General features: G+C 42.9%; 19 protein-coding genes. 15 read left to right on the top strand and 4 right to left on the bottom strand.

Annotated elements, in window-relative coordinates:
- Positions 1-68 precede the first annotated feature (68 nt).
- From HQ49_RS06780 to HQ49_RS12435, 15 genes are all read left to right on the top strand, one after another.
- The gene (locus tag HQ49_RS06780; RefSeq protein WP_235290082.1) at positions 69-959 is read left to right on the top strand and encodes a toprim domain-containing protein; all 891 of its coding nucleotides are present in this window, start codon (positions 69-71) and stop codon (positions 957-959) included.
- 128 nt (positions 960-1,087) lie between these two features.
- On the top strand, positions 1,088-1,450 hold the full coding sequence (locus HQ49_RS06775; protein ID WP_023940116.1) for a MobC family plasmid mobilization relaxosome protein: 363 nt from the start codon (positions 1,088-1,090) through the stop codon (positions 1,448-1,450).
- Entirely contained in the window at positions 1,440-2,381 is a 942-nt protein-coding gene (locus HQ49_RS06770) for a relaxase/mobilization nuclease domain-containing protein (RefSeq protein WP_039419136.1), read from the top strand. Before HQ49_RS06775 ends, HQ49_RS06770 begins: the two co-directional genes overlap by 11 nt.
- A gap of 25 nt (positions 2,382-2,406) precedes the next feature.
- The gene (locus HQ49_RS06765; RefSeq protein WP_039419135.1) at positions 2,407-3,129 is read left to right on the top strand and encodes a hypothetical protein; all 723 of its coding nucleotides are present in this window, start codon (positions 2,407-2,409) and stop codon (positions 3,127-3,129) included.
- 119 nt (positions 3,130-3,248) lie between these two features.
- Positions 3,249-3,470, top strand: a complete 222-nt coding sequence (locus tag HQ49_RS06760; protein ID WP_039419173.1) for a helix-turn-helix domain-containing protein — start codon at positions 3,249-3,251, stop codon at positions 3,468-3,470.
- 11 nt (positions 3,471-3,481) lie between these two features.
- A complete protein-coding gene (locus HQ49_RS11390) occupies positions 3,482-3,730 on the top strand; it encodes a hypothetical protein (protein WP_152569152.1) in 249 nt (82 codons plus the stop codon).
- Between the two features lie 7 nt (positions 3,731-3,737).
- A complete protein-coding gene (locus HQ49_RS06755) occupies positions 3,738-7,115 on the top strand; it encodes a PIN domain-containing protein (RefSeq protein ID WP_235290081.1) in 3,378 nt (1,125 codons plus the stop codon).
- Between the two features lie 159 nt (positions 7,116-7,274).
- A complete protein-coding gene (locus tag HQ49_RS06750) occupies positions 7,275-8,741 on the top strand; it encodes an RNA-binding domain-containing protein (RefSeq protein ID WP_039419133.1) in 1,467 nt (488 codons plus the stop codon).
- Between the two features lie 294 nt (positions 8,742-9,035).
- On the top strand, positions 9,036-9,245 hold the full coding sequence (locus HQ49_RS12180) for a hypothetical protein (RefSeq protein WP_235290080.1): 210 nt from the start codon (positions 9,036-9,038) through the stop codon (positions 9,243-9,245).
- A 274-nt stretch (positions 9,246-9,519) separates the two neighbouring features.
- Positions 9,520-9,924 carry a hypothetical protein gene (locus HQ49_RS06740; RefSeq protein WP_235290079.1) on the top strand — a complete coding sequence of 135 codons (405 nt, stop codon included), beginning with the start codon at positions 9,520-9,522 and terminating at the stop codon, positions 9,922-9,924.
- A 121-nt stretch (positions 9,925-10,045) separates the two neighbouring features.
- A complete protein-coding gene (locus HQ49_RS06735) occupies positions 10,046-10,261 on the top strand; it encodes a helix-turn-helix domain-containing protein (RefSeq protein ID WP_039419169.1) in 216 nt (71 codons plus the stop codon).
- A gap of 218 nt (positions 10,262-10,479) precedes the next feature.
- Positions 10,480-10,749 carry a hypothetical protein gene (locus HQ49_RS06730; protein ID WP_160224183.1) on the top strand — a complete coding sequence of 90 codons (270 nt, stop codon included), beginning with the start codon at positions 10,480-10,482 and terminating at the stop codon, positions 10,747-10,749.
- Positions 10,742-11,212, top strand: coding sequence for an SPOR domain-containing protein (locus HQ49_RS06725; RefSeq protein ID WP_026292259.1), 471 nt, complete (start codon positions 10,742-10,744; stop codon positions 11,210-11,212). Before HQ49_RS06730 ends, HQ49_RS06725 begins: the two co-directional genes overlap by 8 nt.
- Positions 11,212-12,228: a UDP-N-acetylmuramate dehydrogenase gene (gene murB, locus HQ49_RS06720; RefSeq protein ID WP_039419129.1), complete on the top strand. Its 1,017-nt coding sequence runs from the start codon at positions 11,212-11,214 to the stop codon at positions 12,226-12,228. Before HQ49_RS06725 ends, murB begins: the two co-directional genes overlap by 1 nt.
- 27 nt (positions 12,229-12,255) lie before the next feature.
- A complete protein-coding gene (locus tag HQ49_RS12435; protein WP_039419127.1) occupies positions 12,256-13,734 on the top strand; it encodes an MBL fold metallo-hydrolase in 1,479 nt (492 codons plus the stop codon).
- An 874-nt stretch (positions 13,735-14,608) separates the two neighbouring features.
- Here HQ49_RS12435 and HQ49_RS06710 read toward each other — a convergent pair.
- From HQ49_RS06710 to HQ49_RS06695, 4 genes are all read right to left on the bottom strand, one after another.
- Positions 14,609-16,906 (bottom strand): ATP-dependent helicase, encoded by a 2,298-nt coding sequence (locus HQ49_RS06710; protein ID WP_039419125.1) that lies wholly within the window; start codon positions 16,904-16,906, stop codon positions 14,609-14,611.
- Complete coding sequence (locus tag HQ49_RS06705; RefSeq protein WP_018965393.1) at positions 16,906-18,285, bottom strand: SWIM zinc finger family protein; 1,380 nt, start codon at positions 18,283-18,285, stop codon at positions 16,906-16,908. Before HQ49_RS06705 ends, HQ49_RS06710 begins: the two co-directional genes overlap by 1 nt.
- A 25-nt stretch (positions 18,286-18,310) precedes the next feature.
- The gene (uvrA, locus tag HQ49_RS06700; protein WP_039419123.1) at positions 18,311-21,214 is read right to left on the bottom strand and encodes an excinuclease ABC subunit UvrA; all 2,904 of its coding nucleotides are present in this window, start codon (positions 21,212-21,214) and stop codon (positions 18,311-18,313) included.
- A gap of 70 nt (positions 21,215-21,284) precedes the next feature.
- The gene (locus tag HQ49_RS06695; RefSeq protein WP_039419167.1) at positions 21,285-22,658 is read right to left on the bottom strand and encodes a T9SS type B sorting domain-containing protein; all 1,374 of its coding nucleotides are present in this window, start codon (positions 22,656-22,658) and stop codon (positions 21,285-21,287) included.
- Positions 22,659-22,742: the final 84 nt, after the last annotated feature.

Genomic DNA, 22,742 nt, shown 5'->3' with positions numbered 1-22,742 from the left:
TTTTCACGGTGAATGAGTTATTCATCCATATTCATGTAGTAAGGAGAATCTCCAAAACTTAGAAAAACATGATGAATATTGAACATATAAAATCCTTATCTCTGAAGGATTATTTGGCTAATAAAGGCCATTACCCAGTGAAGGAGTATACGACTTATGGAATGTATAGAAGTCCTTTTCGGGAAGAGAGTAGTCCAAGTTTCAAGGTTGATTACAGAGCAAGTCTCTGGTATGACTTTGGAAGCGGAGAAGGTGGCAGCATAATTGATTTGGTAATGAAACTACATGGCTGCACACTGTCTCAAGCAATTGGACTGTTAGAAAACCGTGTAGAGATTAGCCCTCTTACGCAGAATGACTTTGACCGACAGGCCGAAAGTGGCGAAGAGATGAAAATAATCGAAGCCGTCTCTTTGCATCATCCTAATTTGCTGAGATATCTGCAAGATCGTAAGATTGATTGTTCTGTGGCGAAACAATATTGCCGTGAGGTTCACTATCAAGTAAAAGGGCGTACTTATTACGCTATCGGAATGCCCAACGACTTGGGAGGTTATGCTATTCGTAATCTCTATTTCAAAGGCTGTTTACCTCCTTCCAGTGTCTCCTCCTTTGATCGAAATACGGACACTGTAAATCTCTTTGAAGGATTTATAGATTACTTGAGTTTTTGTACCCTTTATCCTGACAGAAATACTGAATCTGCGATTGTACTGAACTCTGTAAACAATCTCCAAAAGGCTCATTCCTTACTCTCGAAATATGCCATTGTTAACGCTTATCTCGATAACGATGCAGCAGGAAAGAAAACGCTTGAAGTGCTTCGGAGAATGAATCTTCCCGTTAATGATTGCTCCAGCCTCTATGGGGAGCATAAAGACTTGAATGATTTTCTCTGCCGAAAAAATCAAGGACTCCTTTCTCCTCCGAGAATGAAAAGTCGGGGACTCAAACGATGAATGGGTATGGAGTCAAGCCCTTTGCTTATTAGGGGAGCAAGTTTGTGTTTTGGTCAGACCAAAACCTTGCTCTTCGAGGATTGACTCATCCCGTTGGTCTATTCATAAATCAAAAAACAAATACGGCAATGAAAACAATAGAAAATCGTAATACGAATGGTCGCCCACCCAAACGACCAGTAGAAAAGAAGAAATATAAGGTTACACTGAAAATGGCAACCGAGGAGTTCTACTCTCTGAAAGCTAAAGCACGTCTTGCTGGGATTACCCGAAGTGAATACATCCGTCGTTGTATCGCTGCGAGTATCGTCAGGCAGAGACTATCTCCCGAATTGATGAATCACATTCGTCAGCTAAGTGGAATGGCCAATAATGTTAATCAGATTGCTCACAAAGCCAATGCTATGGGATACACACGAGTCTATCAAGATAACCTTGCGATGACTGAGAGATTGGATAACATCATAAAACGAATCGAAGATGATTGCTAAGATTGTTCAGGGAAGAGGATTTCGAGGGGTGATAAACTATGTTTTAGGGAAAGAACGTGCTCAGCTCTTGCAGGCGGAAGGCATTCGTCTGAAAGATAGAGAAGCTATAATCCGAAGCTTTGTTACTCAAAGCAAACTTAATCCCAAGATTACGAAACCTGTAGCCCACATCTCTTTGGATTTCTCAGCTCAAGATAAAGGGCGTTTAACGGATGCTTTTATGGTCAAGGTGGCACAGGAATATTTACAGAAAATGGGCTACTCCAACACGCAGTATATTATTGCTCGTCATCACGATACAGACCATCCACACATACACATGGTAATCAATCGTATTGATAACGATGGTCGAAGAATTTCAGATCAAAATGAAAAACTACGTAGCACAAAGGTCTGCATGGAACTGACTAAGAAATACGGATTATATATTGCTTCTGGAAAAGAGAATGTCAAGCGTGAACGGCTGAAAGGGAACGACAAAACCAAATATGAGATTTGCGACGCTCTCAAAAAAGCTATTCCTCAAAGTTTGACGTGGGGCCAGTTGCAAGCGACCCTAAAGCAATCAGGTATAGGCTTGGAATTCAAAATGAATGGCAATACAGATAAGATTCAAGGCATCATTTTTGAGAAAGACGGTAATCGGATTTCGGGTTCCCATGTAGATAGAGAATGTAGCTTCTCAAAGATTGACAGGCAGATTAAAGATAATGCCTATCAAGCACTGCAAGTGGCAGAAAAACAAGAGTTCAAAACATCGGAAACTGGAGGTGTGATGGATGCTCTTGATTCTCTTATCGGGCAACTCAACATTTTCTCTCTCTTTAATAGTCCTCATTATGATGCAACGCTTGCCGAATACATTCAGGCTCTGAAAGCCCGAAAGTTGGCAGCTAAAAGTAAAATCAGAATACGCAGGGTACTGCACTAATGTTTAATCACAAAAGAAAAAGTATATGAATACAGATAGAATGGATACCTCAGCCGTATATGGCCTATTTGAGGAATTGAAGCAAAGTCTTACTGAAATGACTACCTCCTTAAAAGGAAGATCTGAACCACAAACAATCGATTTGAGTAAAATTGAAGAGCTTTTTGGGAAGATGAATACACTTTCAAAGCAAGAGATGTTTTCTCCCGAACAAATCAGAGTCTTGGAAGAAATACTTACCAAGAGCGTAGTGGCAGGACGGGAAACAGCCTTTGAGAAGCTGGATGGATGGAATGTAGAGAAAAGAGAGACTCTACAAGCCTTTGAGGCGAAAATTGATGAGATGGGCAAAGAGAGTCGCACTGTCATCCGTAAAGAACATGTTTTTAGTCTTGACTTTAAGAATAGTAAAACGGTTATCACTCTTTGCTGTATGGGGCTTGTTATTTTGTTTTCACTGCTTGGAAACTTCTGGCAAATGCGACAAAATAGTCAACTGTCGGATAATGACTTGAAGTATCGCCACATCAAAATGTATGGAGAAGCCAATCAGGAAAAACTAATGGACTTGGAAACGGTTTTTACTTATCAGAGAGACGAAGAGCAGATTGCACTTATCCGAGAACAAGTGGAAACTTATGAGCAATTAGTCAAAGAGCAAGCTGAAAAGACAGAGCGAGCCCGTTTGAACACATCGCAGGCAAATGAACTTCAGAAGCAAGCAGAATCTATAAAACAACGGAAATAAAAGCTTCTATTTCACGCTAATTAAAATATTTAAGGGGATGAGAAAATAAATTCTCATTCCCTTTTTCTATGCTATTTCATTTCATATCTTTGCGCTATCAAACAGAAAATCTTGAAAAGATGGATAAACCTATGAATCGAATCAAAGAAGTGCTTGAGGAGAAAGGTATTAAGCAAACATGGCTTGCCGAAAAAATCGGCAAAAGCTTCAGCATCCTCAATTCCTATGTCTGCAACCGCCGTCAACCAAGTTTGGACATATTGTTTGAAATTGCGAAGATATTAGAGGTGGACGTGAGAGAGTTGATTGGCACTAAGGAAAACAGACAGAAGAGCAAATAAATTCAAAAGTTATGAAATCAAAACTAATAATGCTGATATTAAATGCTATTTATTTGATAGCAACAATCATTTGGGTAATAATTGACAAATCAATGGAATCAATAGTTGCTATTGTTGGAGGAATTGTTTCATTTGTAAGTTTCTTTGTCGCAAATGACAATTCGTTTTCAGTTAAACAAAAAATTGTTCAAAGTGGAGATAATCCTATTTCTATTGTAGGAGATGTTAAAGGAAGTCATATTGGTCACACAACTAAATAAATATATCATGAAATTATTTAGAAAGTTGTTTGGCAAGGAACTGGCAAAACCAAACACCTCTGTTGAACAGCAAGGAAAAAATCCCATATCTGTCATAGGCAATGTGACAGAGAGTTATATTGGATGCACAATCAGTATTAATGAAATTGAACCACAATGGCAAGATCGGCTCAATGCATATATAGCTACTTTGCAACAATTTAAGCCCAAAACGGCGTTATCATTGCTTGAAAAATTGGAGGCAAGTTTCGCAAGCTGTGTAAAAAAGCCTTCTCAGGAGTTTCGTTCCCTAATTTCATTTCAAAAAGGGATGTGCTATCGTTTTTTGGACGAACGAAAGAAGATGTGTGAATGTTTTATAACTGCATACAACGAAAATGCTACAGTACTTGAGTTTGAGGAGCAAGCTGCTTTATCTTATTTTAAAATAGAAGATACAACTAAGGCAAATGAACTTGCTGATAAATTATTATTGAAAAATGAATACAATACAATTGCATGGTATATTAAATTTTTGAGTACTACGCCTCACGATTTTAATTCTATACCAGCCTTTGTTCGGCAGAATATCATGTTTCAATATATGCTTTATAACTATTTCAATGTGAAGAATATTTATGAATATATTTCACAGATGAAAGTTTTCTCAATGCTTCCAGATATCAAGAATTATAACCCTCAGGATGTAACGATAGCAAATTTTGATGAAAACATGTTTTATTTAAATGTGTTTTTTGCAGACTATATACACAATTATTTTTTCTCTTTCTGCGCTCTAAATGAAGGGGATATTGAAATTTTGAGTATACTGGAGGTGCTTTTGGGCAAAATACTATCTAAAATTGAAGGGTCTGAATTAGAAAAGAAGTGTGGAACATTGTTTTTTCTTAATGCTTATATCCAATATATACTTACAAAAGAGCTGAGATATATTTCCGACATGAGAGATCATTATCTCAAATTAGAGAGCAAAAACGACACTCTTGCTTTGGTTTGTGCCAATGTGTTACAACTCAATGGACAAATAGATTATGCTCTTGAAATCTTAGATGATTCTGATTTAAAAGAGTCGAATATTTTCTACCTGAGGGCTTTCTGTTATCTAAAGAAAAATGATAAAATCCAATATAGGACAGCAATACAAGGCTGGATAAATTCCATTGAGAAAATTGATAACTATGTAGTTGATAACTATCTTGCTTCAATTTTTATATTAAAGGATATAGGCGAAACAGATGAATTAAAACTATCTGATTTTATTCAAAACGGGAAGTTTGAAAATCAGGAATTGAAAACTTTAATAGAAACGATTGTTAAATCCCTAATTAGCGGAATATTGGACTCTCCGCAGATATCGACTTTGAGCGAGTTAGCTTCTACTATTCAACAGCCGAATTTATTATTACACATTGCTTATACCTACTATCATTTTAAAATGTATGAACCTGCTATAGAGTTATATGAAAAGCACGTTGACAGAGAAAAAGAGAATCTTCATTTATTTTCCTATATGAACTCTTTATATGCAGCAAAAAAAGGCTCGGAAGAACTACTTGGACTATTAGAAAATTGGAGATTGAATTTTTCATTTCAACCTGATTTACTAAGAATTGAAGCTGATTTGTGTGTTATTTTACATAATTGGAATAGATGCTTGCAAATTTGTAATCTATTCTTAGATAAACACAAACAAGATGAGGTTTTTTTATGTCTGAAATTAAGGTGTTTAGATGTTATAAACGAAGATTGGTGTGATAGTGAAATTAAATCAATGGCAAAAAGTTTTGAAGACTATGCTTTTTCTATTGATCAAAACATACCAATAGTGGCAAGTATATTAGTCAATAGAGGTTGTTTTGTTGAAGGAATGGAAATCCTTTATAAGTATTCTGATAAAAGAAATGTCCGTTCTGCATATCTGTCTGCAACACTTATATATTCTCAAAGATCACAAAATAAAGAGCTTCTGAAAGAATTTGATGAAATTACAGATGGCTGTTTCGTAAAATATGAGTCTAATGATGAAATCAATTTCTTTGAAATGAATAAAAATGGCTCTGACAACTTATATGATGAGTTATTAGGACACAAATTAGGTGATGTAATATCCATTAAAAGAATGTCAAGCAAAGATTATTTTATTCGCATATTGCGAATAATGGATAAGTATCTTTATTTACATGATAAAATCTTAGAAGAAGCCAAGCAGCCTCTTTCGGGATTACCAATGGAACCTTTCAATTTTACTAGCACTGACCCAGAAGAAATGAAGAAAGATTTAATATCTCTTTTTGGACAACAAGGTGAACAAGAAAAACGCTTTAGAGAAACCGCGATAAATAACTACTATAAGAGAGAATTATCTTTTACTGAAGTAATAATACAGGCATTTAGGCATGATTATTTAGGAGGTTATACAAGTTTGATTTATGAGCACAGTGGTATCTCAATCCTTCCTCTTTCATTTTATGAATCACCACCTCAACTTGTTACAACGAATTATATTATTGACTTTTCTTCATTGGCTATTCTTTATCAGATAGCAAAAGAACACAGCATTACATATCCTAACAAATTTCTAATTTCAGTTTTTACTATAGATGTGATAAAACAGAAATTGAGAATTATTAAATCAGAACCAAAATCTGAATTATCAGTTGTTGTAACAAACGAAGACGTAATAAAATATCAGATTCCAGAAAATGTGCATCAAAATAATATTATATATTTAGAAGGCCTTTTAAAATGGATAGAAAATAACTGTGAAGCAGCTGTTTCTCCTAGAGTGATTGATTTTAAAAGGAATATAGATATAGAAGATAAAAAAGAGGATTTTATTGACTATGTTTTGAATACTTTGTTAGTTTTTGAAGATAAGCAATGCGTATTGCTGACAGACGACTTTGTTTATTTCAAATTCAGTTTAGCTCAGATTCAGTTCTCAATGAGCACAGAGCGATATATAAAAAACATTTTAGGAGACGAGCACCCAGCCTTGTTTGAATTTATCAAAAATAAGTATAGGGGATATACATTGACTACAAAACAATTATTCGGAGAGTTTAATAAAAAAATGAATTCCCAAGATAATTATTATACTAATTGTTTGGAAAATATCAGTATGGTTTCTGCTACTCCATGTGTAGAATTAGTGAATATGATTGTACAAACACAACTTGATACTAATCAAAAAGAGATTGAGATAAAAAATATATTTGTTAATATATTCAAAAATGGCCCTTTAACTAATGAGATTATTCAAGGTTTTCAACAGCTGCTCTTCTTAAAGTTAAACTACTCGCAAGAGAACCTCAATTTTGTTCGTCAATGTTTAGAACATGTGTATCAAATACTTGGAATAAGTATGAAGAATATAAAGAAATGATATAACTATCTCTCACAAGGAGATAAAAACCTCCTTGTCAAAACCTATTTGCTTTGTAAGTGATACACAAAATTTTCTGAATGAATTATATGTTTGACATTGGGGTGTTGAATTTATGAGCAAAGATTATCCGATACGAATGAAAATAAATAGAGATAAATGATAACGAAAAAAGAACTTCTGCAAATGCTTTCAGACACGGAGAGCTACAATATTGAGAGAACAGAATCGACTGGCAATATGGATAAGTTTTGTCAGGCTATATGTGCTTTCTCAAATGATATTTCGGGTAGTGGTAAGAATGGCTATCTCATTATTGGAGCAAAGGATAATGGAGAGTTGTCAGGTTTGCAGGTCGATGATAAACTCTTATTGCAGATTGCCAATATCCGTACTGATGGCAACATTCTCCCTCAGCCCACCATGACCGTGGAGAAGTTCCATTTTGATGAAGGGGATGTATTGGTGGCAGAAGTTCAGCCTTCTGAATTTCCTCCTGTACGTTATCGTGGTCGTGTTTGGGTGCGTGTCGGCCCTCGGAAGAGCACTGCAACAGAGGCAGAAGAAAAGATACTCACCGAAAGGCGACTCTCCAACGTTCATACTTTTGATGCCATGCCTTGTTTGGGAACGAGCATTGACGACTTGGATGTATCTCTCATTCGTAAGGAGTTTTTGCCCAAGGCTGTGGCAGAGGATATTCTCGCTGAGGACAAACGAGATATTACGGATCAACTCGCCTCCCTTGGCTTATATGATTTGCGTTATAACTGTCCGACTAATGGGGCTATTGTCCTGTTTGGAAAGAATCCTGAGCGACACGTACATGGGGCGTATATTCAATATGTACGCTTCAAGGGTAAGGATCGTGCGGGTGATATTCTCAATGAACATAAGTTTAGCGGAAATCTTTGTAGGGTATTGCCTAAGATTGATGCTTTTGTCGAGACAAGTATCTCACAAAAGCGTCCCATTCCCGTAAGTGTACTTCGGGAAGAAACAGTTTCCAAGTACCCATATTGGGCTACTCGAGAGTTGTTGATGAATGCCATTATGCACAGGGATTACGAGGGCAACGCTCCTATTCAGTTTTATGAGTACGACGACCGCATCGAGATTCAAAACCCAGGCGGATTGTACGGCAAGGTCAGTCCCGATAATTTCCCCAATGTGAGTGATTATCGGAATCCTTTTATTGCCGAAGCAATGAAAGTCTTGGGCTATGTAAACCGATTCAGCCGTGGAGTCTATCGAGTTCAGAAGGAGTTGGAAGAAAACGGTAACGGGCAAGCCTCTTTTGATTTTTCATTGATTACAGCTTTTCGAGTAGTTGAGAACGTTTCTCAAAAGTATTTTGAAGAGGGCTTTGGAGGAGAAACTGCCCAAGAAAAGCCCAAGAAAGGCCCAAGAAAAGCCCAAGAAACATCCAAGAAACATCCAAGAAACATCCAAGAAGAACTATTAGGCATAATCCAAGAAAATCCAGAGATTACACGGAGAGAAATGGAAATGATACTCGGATGTTCAACGGGTAAAATAAAGTATTACATTGAAAAAATGACCAAGCAAGGTGTCATCAAGCACGAAGGCTCTACAAAGGCTGGAAAGTGGATAATAATCAAATAAAACGTGTACATAATATTGAGCGGTCTTTTATTGCTTGTATTGGTTGTCGTGGTCATAGGAACATTTCTGCCGAGAACCAGAACAGAGACAAAACAGTGCATTTTGAATGCCCCTGTTGATGTTGTTTTTGCTATCGTGACCAACAATCAAGAATGGCATTACAGAAATTCTTTGGATGATTTGGATATCATCCGTACCTAAGGGGATATTGAAGAATGGGGAGAGACTGCCCATGGTGTAACTATCCGATTCAAGACACTTGAGAAGAGACCACATTCTTTCTACAGTTTTGAGATGGATAGTAGAATGTTCACAGGAGAGTGGCAGGCAACATTCGAACCGATGGAAGGAGGTAAAACTCTATTCACTGCGACAGAAAAGATAGAATACAAGAATCTGTTCTATCGTTTGGTTGGGTATGCTTTTATGGACTTAAACAAGTTTATGACCACATACCAAGAAGAACTCACAGCTCGAATAGAGGTCGAAAAAGCAGAGCAATAAAGACAATATAACCGATTGTTTATAATCGACTTCAGAAATCATATTTGTACCATGTGATTGCAATTTACTGTAAATCAATATAGATTTGTTTTGAAGAAGTGAAGTAATTCCGCTCACAAACGAGTACCAAACAAATAAAAATCGCAGTAAGCTATCTACTTACTGCGATTTTTATTTTTGAAAATTTGATCTATAGATTCTCTTTGAGAACCTGGATGAATGGGATGCAGAGAAAAAAGAGACTCTAGAAGCGGTCAAGGCGAAAGTTGATGAGATGGGCAAAGAGAATCGCACTGTCATCCGCAAAGAACATGTTTTTAGTCTTGACTTTAAGAATAGCAGAACAGTTATCACTTTTTGCTGTATGGGGCTTGTTATTTTGTTTTCACTGCTTGGAAACTTCTGGCAGATGCAACAAAACAGTCAACTGTCAGATAAAGACTTGAAGTATCGCCACATCAAAATATATGGAGAAGCCAATCAGGAAAAGCTAATGGATTTGGAAACGCTCTTTACCTATGAGAGAAACGAAGAGCAGATTGCACTTATCCGAGAACAAGTGGAAACTTACGAGCAATTAGTCAAAGAGCAAGCTGAAAAGACAGAGCGAGCCCGTCTGAACACATCGCAGGCAAATGAACTTCATAAGCAAGCAGAATCCATAAAACAACGGAAATAAAGCTTCTTTGCTTGTACTAGTTGAAAAGATTTAAGGGAATGAGAAAATAAATCCTCATTCCCTTTTTCTATGCTATTTCATTTCACATCCTTGCGCTATTAAACAAAGAATATTGAAAGAGATGGATAAACCTATGAATCGAATCAAAGAAGTGCTTGAAGAGAAAGGTATTAAGCAAACATGGCTTGCCGAAAAACTCGGCAAGAGCTTTAGCATTGTCAATGCCTATGTCTGCAACCGCCGTCAACCAAGCCTCGAAACCCTCTTCCAGATTGCGAAGATACTGGGAGTGGACGTGAAAGAATTAATCATTTATGCAAAAAGTACGGATTTTTAAAATTTGCCTCAAAGGATGGTATATGTGTAAAAATGACATCAAAAAAGTTGAAAACATAAAAGAAAATACGATGACTACACTAACGCATGATTTAACAAGGCATCTTAGGACTCTTCTTCAAACTCTCTCAGGATAAAAAACCTATTGGGTTCTTTATTTCTGCAGGTTGTCCATTATCTGTGCCAATGCCAGAGGGAGAATGGCCTCTCATTCCTGATATGAAACAATTATCCGAGTATGTCTCATCCCAACTACAATCTAAACTTCCTAATACCCCAAGTGTTTTTGATAGATTGATAAAGGAACTCGAATCAGCGGACAAGGATAAAAATAACCTAGAAGACGCTCTAAGCTTTGTTCGCTCGCTAAAAAGTGTGGCATGCGGAGGGGGAATGTGCACCCCTGTTGCAAGTATGGCTGTTTTCATCGAAAACTCTATCTTTGCCGATGGGAGTATTAATAACTCAAACAGAAAAAAAGATGAATAAGATGGTTGTTTTGGCAGCCGCCATAGCTATGACGGTTGCATTCGGCTCATGCAAATCCAAGCAAAGTGCCTACCGCCAAGCTTACGAGCAGGCCAAAGAACGTGAGATTGCCCAAGCTGAAGACAAGGATACGGAAACTCGTCCGATAGTTTCTAAACCGGCTATCAATGTACAGATCCGTCAGGAAAAGCTCTCTGCTTACAGTGGAGAAGATGCTTCTCGATTGGATCGGTTCAGCGTAGTGGTAGGCAGCTTCCGCAATGCAACGAATGCTCGTTCTCTGAAAGAACGCTTGGAATCTGAAGGTTATACCCCTATTTTGGCAGAAAACGAACAGGGGATGCTACGCGTAATCGTAGCCAGCTTCCCTTCACGCGAAGAGGCCATCGCTGCTCGTGAGGCCATCAAGGAACGCTATGCCCCGAACTTTCAGGATGCATGGCTGCTTGAGCGTGCTAACTAATGGACATCAGACAAGACTATCCACTCTCCAAACGCAATACATTCGGTATTGCAGCCCGGACGGATTGGTGGATCGACTACACATGCGACGCCGATATCGATCGGCTTGTGAAAGACGAATTTTTTCAAGAATGTCGCGTACAAACGATTGGCGAGGGGAGCAATCTGCTCTTCCTCGCTAATTTTCATGGTATACTGCTTCATTCCGAAGTAAAGGGTATCACCGAACTGCACAAGGATCAGGACAGTATTCTCTTGCGTGTAGGATCGGGTATGGTATGGGACGACTTCGTCGCCTATGCCGTAGAGAACAACTATTATGGCATAGAGAATCTCTCCCTCATACCGGGCCAGGTGGGGGCGTCGGCAGTCCAAAACATCGGAGCCTATGGAGTAGAAGTATCTCAGCTGATCGAGGCAGTTCATGCTCGTCATTACCGAACAGGAGAATCTCGTGTGTTTCGCAACGAAGACTGCCGATACGCATACAGATACAGTATCTTCAAAGAACCGGACTATGCCGAATGGGCTATTATGTATGTGGACTATCGTCTGCGCCTGAAGCCCTCTTTCTCACTTGAATACAAAGCCTTGGCCAAGGTCCTGGAAGAAGAACGAATCACCCCTACCCTACGATCGATTCGAGATACGGTCATACGCATCCGCAATTCCAAGTTGCCCGATCCGACCACAATAGGTAATGCGGGCAGCTTCTTCGTGAATCCGGTGGTATCTACCGAGAAATTCAATACCCTGCAAACCGAATACCCCTCCATACCAAGCTATCCCCAACCGGACGGCAGCGTGAAAGTGCCGGCCGGATGGCTGATCGAGCAATGCGGATACAAAGGGCATCGCTCCGGTGCAGTAGGCGTCTATGAACATCAGGCTTTGGTCTTGGTGAACTATGGCGGAGCTACGGGCACTCAGGTGGGTGCTTTGGCAGAAGAGATCATAGGCAGTGTCCGACAGAAATTCGGAATCACTCTCCATCCGGAGGTCAAATACATTTTATAATATATCAAGTAGCAAGCCTTTTGCCCCATGCGTTGCATATTATTAGGCTCAGGCACCAGTACCGGCGTCCCCGAAGTCGGCTGTCATTGTAGGGTATGTCGTAGCGAAGACAGGCATGACAAGCGCACCCGTACTTCTCTTCTTATAATCACGGATGCAGGGAAACGAATCCTCATCGACTGCAGCCCGGACTTTCGCCAACAAGCTCTGTTTGCCGGCATCGATTCGCTCGATGCCATTTTGCTGACTCACGAACATTTCGACCACGTCGGTGGACTCGACGATCTGCGCACCATCTGTTGGCATCGTGAGCTTGCCGTCTATGCCGAACAGAACGTACTGGACTCCATACGCGACAGACTGCACTATGTATTCCGCAAAAATCCTTATCCGGGTACTCCTCTACTGAAACTGTGCGAAGTAAAACCCGGCATGCCGTTTCAAGTAGCAGACCTGATAGTAGAGCCTCTTCGCATCATGCATGGCAGGCTGCCGATACTCGGATATAAGATAGGAGAGATGGCTTTCCTTACCGATATGAAGGATATAGCAGCAGAAGAAATCGAGTGTCTGAAAGGCTGCCGACTTCTTTTTATCAACGGCCTTCGCTACCGAAAGGAACACCCTTCGCACCAGACCATAGAGCAAGCTATTGACACAATAGGACAAATCGGCAATCCGAAAAGTGTCCTGATCCACCTCTCCCACCATGCACCTCTGCATCAGGAGCATTTGGAGATTCTTCCTCCACATATCCATTCGGGATACGACGGGCTGGAAGCCATAATCGACGAGAAGAGGATAAGAATTAAGGACTTCGAGTCGCATGTGTCCCGTTCGGAGTACCATTATCAAGACTGCGGACGCATCGATTACGAATCGGCACTGACCCTGCAACGCAAGCTCTTCCATGATGCTGTAGTAGACAAATTGGAAAACAGGAAACCGCAAAACACACTACTCTTCTGTGAACATGAACCTGTCCTAACCTTGGGGAAACACGGTCATGAAGAAAATCTGCTGCTGTCCGAATCCGAACTGAAAAGTCGCAGCATCCGACTATTTCATATAGAACGAGGAGGGGACATCACCTACCACGGGCCGGGACAAATCACGGGGTACCCCATATTCGATCTCGAACAATACGGTATCGGCTTACGCACCTATATCGAAATGCTTGAGCAGTGTATCATCGATCTCATTGCCATATTCGGTCTGAAAGGCGAACGTTCGGCCGGAGCATCCGGTGTATGGCTGGATCCTGATATACCGGGGCGTGCTCGCAAAATCTGCGCAATAGGGGTGAAAAGCAGTCGCCACATAACGATGCACGGCTTCGCCCTCAATGTCAATACGGATCTCGATTACTTCAAACTGATCAATCCCTGTGGATTCTCGGATAGAGGGGTGACTTCCATCGGTCGTGAACTCGGACGCGAGCAGGATTTCATCCTCGTCAAACAACAACTCGAAGCTATTTTCCGACGCAATTTCGGTGCTTTATAGCTCTTCTCTTCACACAAACACTCCTTTTTGATTGGAAATGTATTTTCCAGTCATAAATACACGTGAATAAACGAAAATCTCCCCACTGAGAATGCAATACGCTGATAAACAGCACATTGCATGTTTCCCTCGGATCGAATCCGCACTGTTTTATAGCCTTTGGGAACACATGCCGGAGGGGGGGCGAGCTACGCCCTATAGAGACCTTTGCGCAATAACCCTTCCACCCCCCTCATATTGATCAAGACGGACACAAGCATTGATTTGATGAAGAGAGGAGAGCTTCATGTGGGTCTCTGCGAACCTCAAGTATATACCTGAAGGAAACTTGGGGAAATCTCTGTTTACTTGGCAACCATACATCTGCTCTTCGATCTTTGCCTAAGATACAGAACTAACATGAGAGGATACTATGGTCTCATATGAGAGGATACTATGGTCTCATATGAGAGGATACTATGGTCTCACATGAGAGGATACTATGGTCTCACATGAGAGGATACTATGGTCTCATACGAGAGGATAATATGGTCTCATACGAGAAGATAATATGGTCTCATACGAGAAGATACTATGGTCTCATACGAGAAGATACTATGGTCTCATACGAGAGGATACTATAGTCTATTGATGGAAGATGCTATCTGCTCTGTGTCGGATGGCAGGTTCGGGGAGTGGGAGATTCCGTGCGAGCTGTTAAACCGATAGATAAGATCGTCGCACGGCATTTTCTTGGAGATTTCATTGTCAATTGACCGATTTCCGAGCTTCAACATCGGCTCGATCCAAGCAGAAACAGGATACCTCTCTGTACATTTGCTTGAACTGATGTATTACACAGGGATGAAAAGTTTCATCAATGGTATCCTGTAGTTCAGATCGAATCTTTTTCTACTTTGGACAGCTTGGCAAACCGAAGCAATAAGCGTTTGCGTCCCACCTGCTGAAACGAGACTTCTGCCTTAGCATTGTCGCCTTCGCCTTCGAGGGATTCGATGATTCCGATTCCGAAGCGTGCATGTGCCACCGTGTCGCCCACACGCAAATCTCCTATCTGCTGATGAACCATCCGCTCCTCATGAACAGGGGAGGAGCCGATGCGTACCAGCCGTCTGCGAATCGGCTCCGGCTGAGGCAATCTTTCGAAAGCATCGCTCCGAGAAAAATGGATGGGGAGTTCGTCACCTTGGCAGTGTCCCCCTAACATTTCTTGCGGTACACGTCGCTCAACGTACGCATCATCAAGTTCTTGCAGGAAGCGACTCGGACGCGAACGTTCTGTTCGCCCGTTTCGGGAGCGTTCCGCAGCAAAGCTGATATGACAGGATTCTTTGGCACGAGTGATAGCCACATAGAAGAGACGACGCTCCTCCTCAAGACCTTGTTCGGTAGCATTCATCATCGAAGGGAAAAGGTTTTCTTCCATACCAACGATAAAAATATGCCTGAACTCAAGTCCCTTTGCGGCATGTACCGTCATCAGGGTGACATAATCTCCGGCTACTCCCTCGGTATCTTGGTCTGTCAGGAGTACGACCTCGTTGAGGAACGTTCCCAAGGAGGGGTTCTCTCCCCTTTCTTCGGCGTAAGAAGTGCTGTATTCCTCGATGCCGTTGAGTAATTCTTTGAGGTTTTCCTGCCGACTTATTCCCTCGATACTTTTGTCCGAAAAAATTTCGGCCGAGATCCCACTCCGTTTGACCACATCGGCTGCTTGCTCATACAGAGATTCGTATTCGGACTCCTGAAGTTCACGGATGAGAGAGACGAACTCACTAAGACGGCGTCGGGCTGTAGCACTAAGATCAGGAAGGCCTTCCTGCGATTCGGACAGCACATCCCACAACGAACGTGAAGAAGCCGCGGCTATCTCGTTAAGACGAGACAGAGTGGTATCCCCTATTCCTCGCTTGGGATAGTTGATTACACGCCTGAGTGCTTCGTCATCATCGGGATTTACGATCAGACGGAAATAGGCCAGAACGTCCTTGATCTCTTTTCGCGAATAGAACGAAAGCCCACCATATATACGGAAAGGAATATTGTGTTTGCGGAGCGCCTCTTCGAAAACTCGGCTCTGCGCATTAGTGCGGTACAGAATGGCGAAATCGGAATAAGGGCAATGCTCTTGCAAGCGTCGCTCCACGATCGAGTCCGCTACCGTATAAGCCTCCAAATACCCCGATAGGCAGCCCGTCAGGCGAATACGCTCGCCTACCTGTTTGTTCGAAAAAACTTGCTTGGGGATTCGCCCCTCATTGTGAGCAATCAAGCTATTGGCTGCATTGACGATGCTCTGCGTACTCCGATAGTTTTCCTCAAGTTTGAAAAGCTTGCTCCCGGGGAACGACTTTGAAAAGCCCAGAATGTTTTCCACCTTGGCACCACGAAAGCTGTATATACTCTGAGCATCATCCCCCACAACAAATACCCTACCTTTCTCTCCCATCAACTGCCGAGCGATCAAATACTGTGCAAAGTTGGTATCCTGGTACTCATCGATCAACAAATAATCGATGCGGTCACGGTAGGTCTGCAAGACATCAGGGAAATCACGAAAAAGGACATTGATTTTGAAAAGCAGATCATCAAAATCCATGGCATTATTCTGCTTGCACAGAATGGTATAGAGAGAATAAATCTCTGCCATCCGAGGCATTCGACAGTCTATATCGTATCGGGAGAGATCCTTATTGGCAGCATACGACTCGGGAGAGATCAGCTGATTCTTGGCCATCGATATACGATGCTGTACCGCGTTGATACGATATACCTTATCATCGATATTCATGCGCTTCATCACATGACGGAGCAAGCTCTTGGTATCGTTCGTATCGTAAATGCTGAAGTCACGAGTATATCCGAGGTGTGCGGCATTCTCTCTAAGGATACGAGAGAAAACGGAATGGAATGTACCCATCTGTATCCTGTAAGCAGCAGGCCCGATCTCGCTTGCCACACGCTCCTTCATCTCTCTGGCAGCTTTGTTTGTAAAGGTCAGTGCCATCAACCTTGCGGGATCGTAGCCGGAGCGAATCAGGTGCAGCAACTTATAAACGAGTACCCGTGTTTTGCCGGAGCCTGCCCCGGCTATCACCAAGGCAGGCCCGTCATTATAAAGAACGGCAGCCTTTTGGCTGTCGTTCAATGATGAGAGATAATCTTCGGACATTACGATGCCCCGACAATCATACTGATTCTTTTAAGAAATACTTCTCGCAGCGTATCATTCGAGAGAACACGATTGAGATGACGCAGGAGTTTGTCGATCTCTTCTTCCGCATCAGTACCATGCAACAGGATTTCTGCCGTACGGATGGGAGGAAGCATTTCGTTCATTTCTCTAATCGAATCGGATGTGTACAGGAACATAAAATCACGCACATCCTCAGGCAGATTGGAGCCATCATTTCTAAGCGGGAAGATAGGACGATAGTCTCGGATAAAGCGATAGAACGGACCTAAGATGAACGGGTCTATATGCTGTACCACAGAGGAGAACTGAACGGGGGTGAGATCTTCGATGGTCTCCAGATTCATATAAAGATGGTCGATCTGCATCCTCTTGATAGCCACCGAAACAGGATCGCGCCACTCCTTCAAACGAGCAGCCTGCTCCACAAACATGAATGTACAGGGGGGGACATTATTAGCCACCTTCTTAACAAAAGCCGAAGCATGCATCACCTCGATGGGCAAGCGGCGAAGCACAGGATTTGCAAAGGCATTTCGCCAAAGGATGAAACGCTGCGGATCATTGATAATCACATATCCCGTAGCTCCGGGCTGATCGCGCAGATATACATCGGCAAGGGCAACGACTTCGCGAACGATTACATCGGAAGGAACACCGACCATCACGCCATGTCCCTCATAAGCCAAATCATATACATGCCTACGCATCTCTTCCGGCATATCGGCTGTATACTCATTATCGACTCGCTTGTCCGGATTGGTCTCGCGCAAATAATCCTGCCACTCCGTCCTACGGCAATGTTCCTGAGTCAGATCGAACACATCCTCATAGCAACGGAATGAAGCGGCAATATCCTTGGCCTCATCACAAATCTGCGGTAAGAAGCTGTAATTCTCAGGAGGCAAAGTGCCTGACTCATCGAAAAAGCGAGCACGCAAGGCCTCGAAGCGTGCCGTCTCTTCGCGTCCAACACGCATCTTGATGCTCCGGCCGCCTTTATAGCTCACGTAGATGGAACTATACTCGGGTGTATAGTCAAATTCGCCCCAAGGGTAACCGGGTACCTGATCTTGAAGAAAGAGCGTTACGGCCTCGATATGCTTGCATGTTCCAAGCCCATTCGTTCTAAAATCCAGGCAAGAACAATAATTCCGTTCGCTCCGAACACCACGGAATGCAACTCGGTATCGGTTGCGGCCGTTTGCCACCAAATAATCACCCCATATCCGATTATCATCCAAATGTTCGACCTCGAAAGGGTTCTGTTCAGCAAATTCTCTTCTTAATCCTACTTGCCACTCTTCTACGGTCATGCCTTCGGGACAAAACCGATTAGACAATTTCTGTTCTTTCATTGAATAAACCTTCCTTTACTTTACATTATATATTGTCTGCAGAATTCATGTGTACAGCACCCATCCGGCCTCTTTCGAGTTCGGCTTTTACAAATTGAGCTGTATAACTATTCCTGCATTCTATTATATCCTCCATTTTCCCTTGGTAAAGCAACCGGCCACCGCCTGCTCCTCCCTCCGGTCCTATATCAATCAAATAATCCGCACAGCGGATCACATCCAAATTATGTTCGATCACTATCACCGTATTCCCTCTCTCTATCAGGCGATTAAGGATCCCCAACAAGACGCGTACATCTTCGAAATGTAAACCCGTAGTCGGTTCATCTAATACATAGAGTGTATTTCCCGTGTCGCGTTTACTCAGCTCGGCAGCTAATTTGACTCGCTGGCACTCTCCTCCCGATAAAGTCGAAGATGGCTGTCCCAATTTGATATAGCCCAAACCGACCTCCTGTAAAACGGAAAGCTTGGATAAAATATGAGGTACATGTTCGAAAAATTCGACAGCCTTATTGATAGTCATATCCAAAACATCCGCAATGGACTTTCCTTTGTAACGGACTTCGAGTGTCTCCCTATTGTATCGCTTCCCCCGGCATCCCTCACACGGAGCAAATACATCAGGCAAAAAATTCATTTCGATCGTCTTGTATCCATTACCTTTGCAAACCTCACAGCGTCCGCCTTTGACATTGAAAGAAAAACGCCCCGGCTTATATCCACGAGCTTTACTCTCGGGCAGACCGACAAAAAGAGCACGAATATCGGTAAACAATCCCGTATATGTGGCTGCATTGCTTCTAAGCGTCCGCCCGATAGGACTTTGGTCCACGGCTATTATCTTATCTATATGCTCTAACCCCTCTATGCGGTCGTAGGGCATCGGATCCTGCAAAGAGCGGTACAGTTTTTGGCTGATAGCAGGGAATAGAGTCTTATTGATCAATGTACTTTTCCCACTACCGGAGACCCCGGTAACACATATAAATACCCCCAGCGGAAAGATAACGTCTATATTCTGCAGGTTATTGCCTTTGGCTCCAAATAATTTTATCGTTTTCCCGTTGCCGTCTCTCCTGCCGATCGACTTTTCTATACGCTTTCGTCCACTTATATAATCGGCAGTCAGCGTATCAGCCTGCACCATCTCTTCGGGACTGCCGGCAAACACCACTTCACCACCATGTCTACCGGCTCGTGGTCCTAAGTCTATTACATAGTCGGCATGCATCATCATATCCTGATCATGCTCTACCACTACCACTGTATTGCCTATATCACGCAAATCCTGAAGCGAATGAATCAACCGAAGATTGTCCCTTTGGTGAAGACCGATACTCGGTTCATCCAATATGTACAAGACCTCGACCAGCTTGCTTCCTATCTGGGTAGCCAAACGAATCCGCTGACTTTCTCCTCCGGATAAGGATGCTGCGGCTCGATTCATCGTCAAGTACTCCAGCCCCACATCTTTAAGAAATCCTAAGCGTGTCCGTATCTCTTTCAGTATCTCTATAGAAATAGCTCGCTGCGTATCCGAGAGATGTTCATCCAAAGAATCTACCCATTCTATAAGAGTCTTGATGTCCATTGCATTCACTTCTGCAATGTCCTTGCCGGCCAAACGATAGGACAGAGCTTCTTTGTTCAGACGCTTGCCGGCACAGTCAGGACAAGTCGTAGTCTTGAGAAACTGATCTGCCCATTTCTGTGCAGTCGCCGAGGCATCGGATTCTTCTGCCTGCATCAGTATATACTTAGCCACACCGTCGAAAGTAAGAGCATATCTCGACTGTCCCAGTGCCTTGTTGTTGATCGTTAGCAACTCATCCGTACCATATAGAATATCTTCGATCAGCTCTTCCGGCAAATCGCGCAAAGGTGTTTTGATCGTCACGTCGTACTTTTCGCACAATGCCTCTATTTGCCAAAAGAAAAGATTGTTCTTGTATTTACCCAATGGCTCGATGCCACCTTCGTATATACTCTTCTCACGAAATGGAATGATCTTGTCCATATCCGGCAGATTCACTTCACCCAAGCCCTTGCAGCGCGGGCAATAGCCATGAGGGGAATTGAAACTGAAATTGTGCGGAGCCGGATCGCTATACGAAATTCCCGTATCAGGACACATCATCATCCGACTAAAATGTCCCACTTCGTTTTTTTCCGAATCCAACACCATCACAAGCCCCTCGCCCTCACGCATAGCCAGTGCCAAGCTCTCCGCTATACGTTTGCTCTGATCCGGTGCCACGCGCAGCTTGTCGATCTGCACTTCGACATCATGCATCTTATAACGATCAAGCTTCATCCCGTGCAAAATCTCACGAATCTCACCATCCACGCGTACATGGAGATAGCCTTTCTTACGAAGCCTTTCGAACAGCTCCTTATAATGCCCCTTACGCGAGCGAACCACCGGAGCTAACAAAGCTATCTTTCGCCCATCGTACTTTTCCAAAATGAGGTGGAAGATTTGCTCTTCGGTGTACTTCACCATCTTCTTACCTCCGGCATAAGAATAAGCCTCCGCAGCACGGGCAAAAAGCAAACGAAAGAAGTCGTACACCTCCGTAACGGTACCGACGGTCGACCTCGGATTCCGATTGGTCGTCTTCTGTTCTATGGAAATGACCGGACTCAGCCCCTTTATCTCATCCACATCGGGGCGTTCCATGCCACCACCGAGGAAATTCCGGGCATAAGCCGAAAAAGTTTCTATGTACCGTCGCTGTCCTTCGGCAAAAAGCGTATCGAAAGCCAGTGAAGATTTTCCACTGCCGCTCATTCCCGTGATGACAGTAAGGCTATGACGCGGAATGCACACATCGATATTCTTCAGGTTGTGCACCCGTGCTCCATAGACTTCCACAGCATCGTGTAGAGCTATCTTGTCTTTTACGTTTATAACTGTATCGCGCATATATTTCCGACCACTTCCTCATACATTGCTCATGGTATTAGAACAATTGGAAAGGTCGATTCGTTTTTTGCTATCGTGGGAGGTTTCCCTCCAAGGGTGTTTCGTGTGCAGGTCGGAGGATATTGATATCCCCTTTTCGTTTGTATTTGATTCCGTCAGCCCCTTCCGCTTCAATTACGTAATAGTATACGCCCGTAGGCATCATCTTACCTCTATATTTACCGTCCCAACCTTCATCAGGATTGGTCCAGCGAAAAATCTGTTTTCCCCAACTATCGAATATGCGTCCGTCAAAACGAACGAGTGAAGAATGCTTTACCCTGAATACATCGTTCACACCCGGACTACCGTATGGGCTGAAAGCGTTAGGTATAGTCAGACTGGACTCTGCTACTTTGTAATAGTTTTCCAACAAAACCTCATCGGTACAAGTTCCCGTCCGATTCGTAGCCTGTAAGAGGATACTATACACGCCGGCCTGGCGGAATGTAAAATCCGTAGTAGTTCCATTATAAACAAGAATGCTGTTTTCTGCCCCTTCCTCTGTCCGATAGATACGCCAGACAAAGTTTGCGGCCGAAGGCTCGTTGCCGTATGCAGCAAGCGTTACAGAGAAAGGAGCGGACACGAGAGAAGCATCTCCCTCTTCGGGCGTATTATCTCCTATTGCGCTCCCATCCTCCAGCTTGTCCACGAAAGCATACACCTCCACTTTCGGTGTCAGAAGTTCATCCGTGGCAATAGCAGTGAAAGGCAGCGACAGCTCCTTGGTAAAGCGATCGCCATGAATCGTATAGACAGCGTCTGCCAACGATGCCGACACCACAAGAGTTCGTTCGTCATCCGATGCTTCAACCTCAACTTCCTTCATGGAAGGCCGAAACAAACGAGCTTCGACATCCCATTCCATATCCGAATAAGAAATCCGCACCCCCCGATCCAAGCGGCGGGGCACACCGTTAGGCTGATTATAAGGAATAGGCGGGATGGCTGCATCCACAGCTAAGTCCATCGAGATACAGGGAGACGTCTCAGAAGGTTTCCCCGTAACAGTAGAAACGGTCAGAGAATAGTCTGCATAGTTGCTTATCCAATAGTACTGAGGTAGTCTCCCATCACCGGAGATGAAATAACCACAGTTGAGTTGAGGAGCCGTAAGCGTCCACATACCATCCGAATAGGTAGCTGTAGTCACCTCTTCCGCTTCGATGGCTTTGGTCGTATAGCGATACAACTTTCCTGTACTCGTTCCGGCAAAACGCAGGGTGACAGATGCGGGATTCAGTGTATGCAGCATAAAAACCTGCAAGCGATTGGGAGAATCGTCCAGAGCTTTCATACTCGGTGCACCGACTATCTGTATCTGTGCCTTTGCTGTGCCGAAAGCCAACATGGAGAGCAAACACAGCTTTAGGAGTGTGCACAACTGATTATTTCCTTTCATCCGATTGTTTTTCTTTTTTATCCGGTCAATAATTTTTGTCAACGATTTTGCTTCGTGAGAGCGAATGGAAAGAAGGAAGAGGAC

This window comes from Porphyromonas gulae (genome assembly GCF_000765945.1).
Classification (GTDB): Bacteria; Bacteroidota; Bacteroidia; order Bacteroidales; family Porphyromonadaceae; genus Porphyromonas; species Porphyromonas gulae.
The sequence above is the reverse complement of the archived record's forward strand: the minus strand, read 5'-3'. Positions and strand labels throughout refer to the sequence as shown.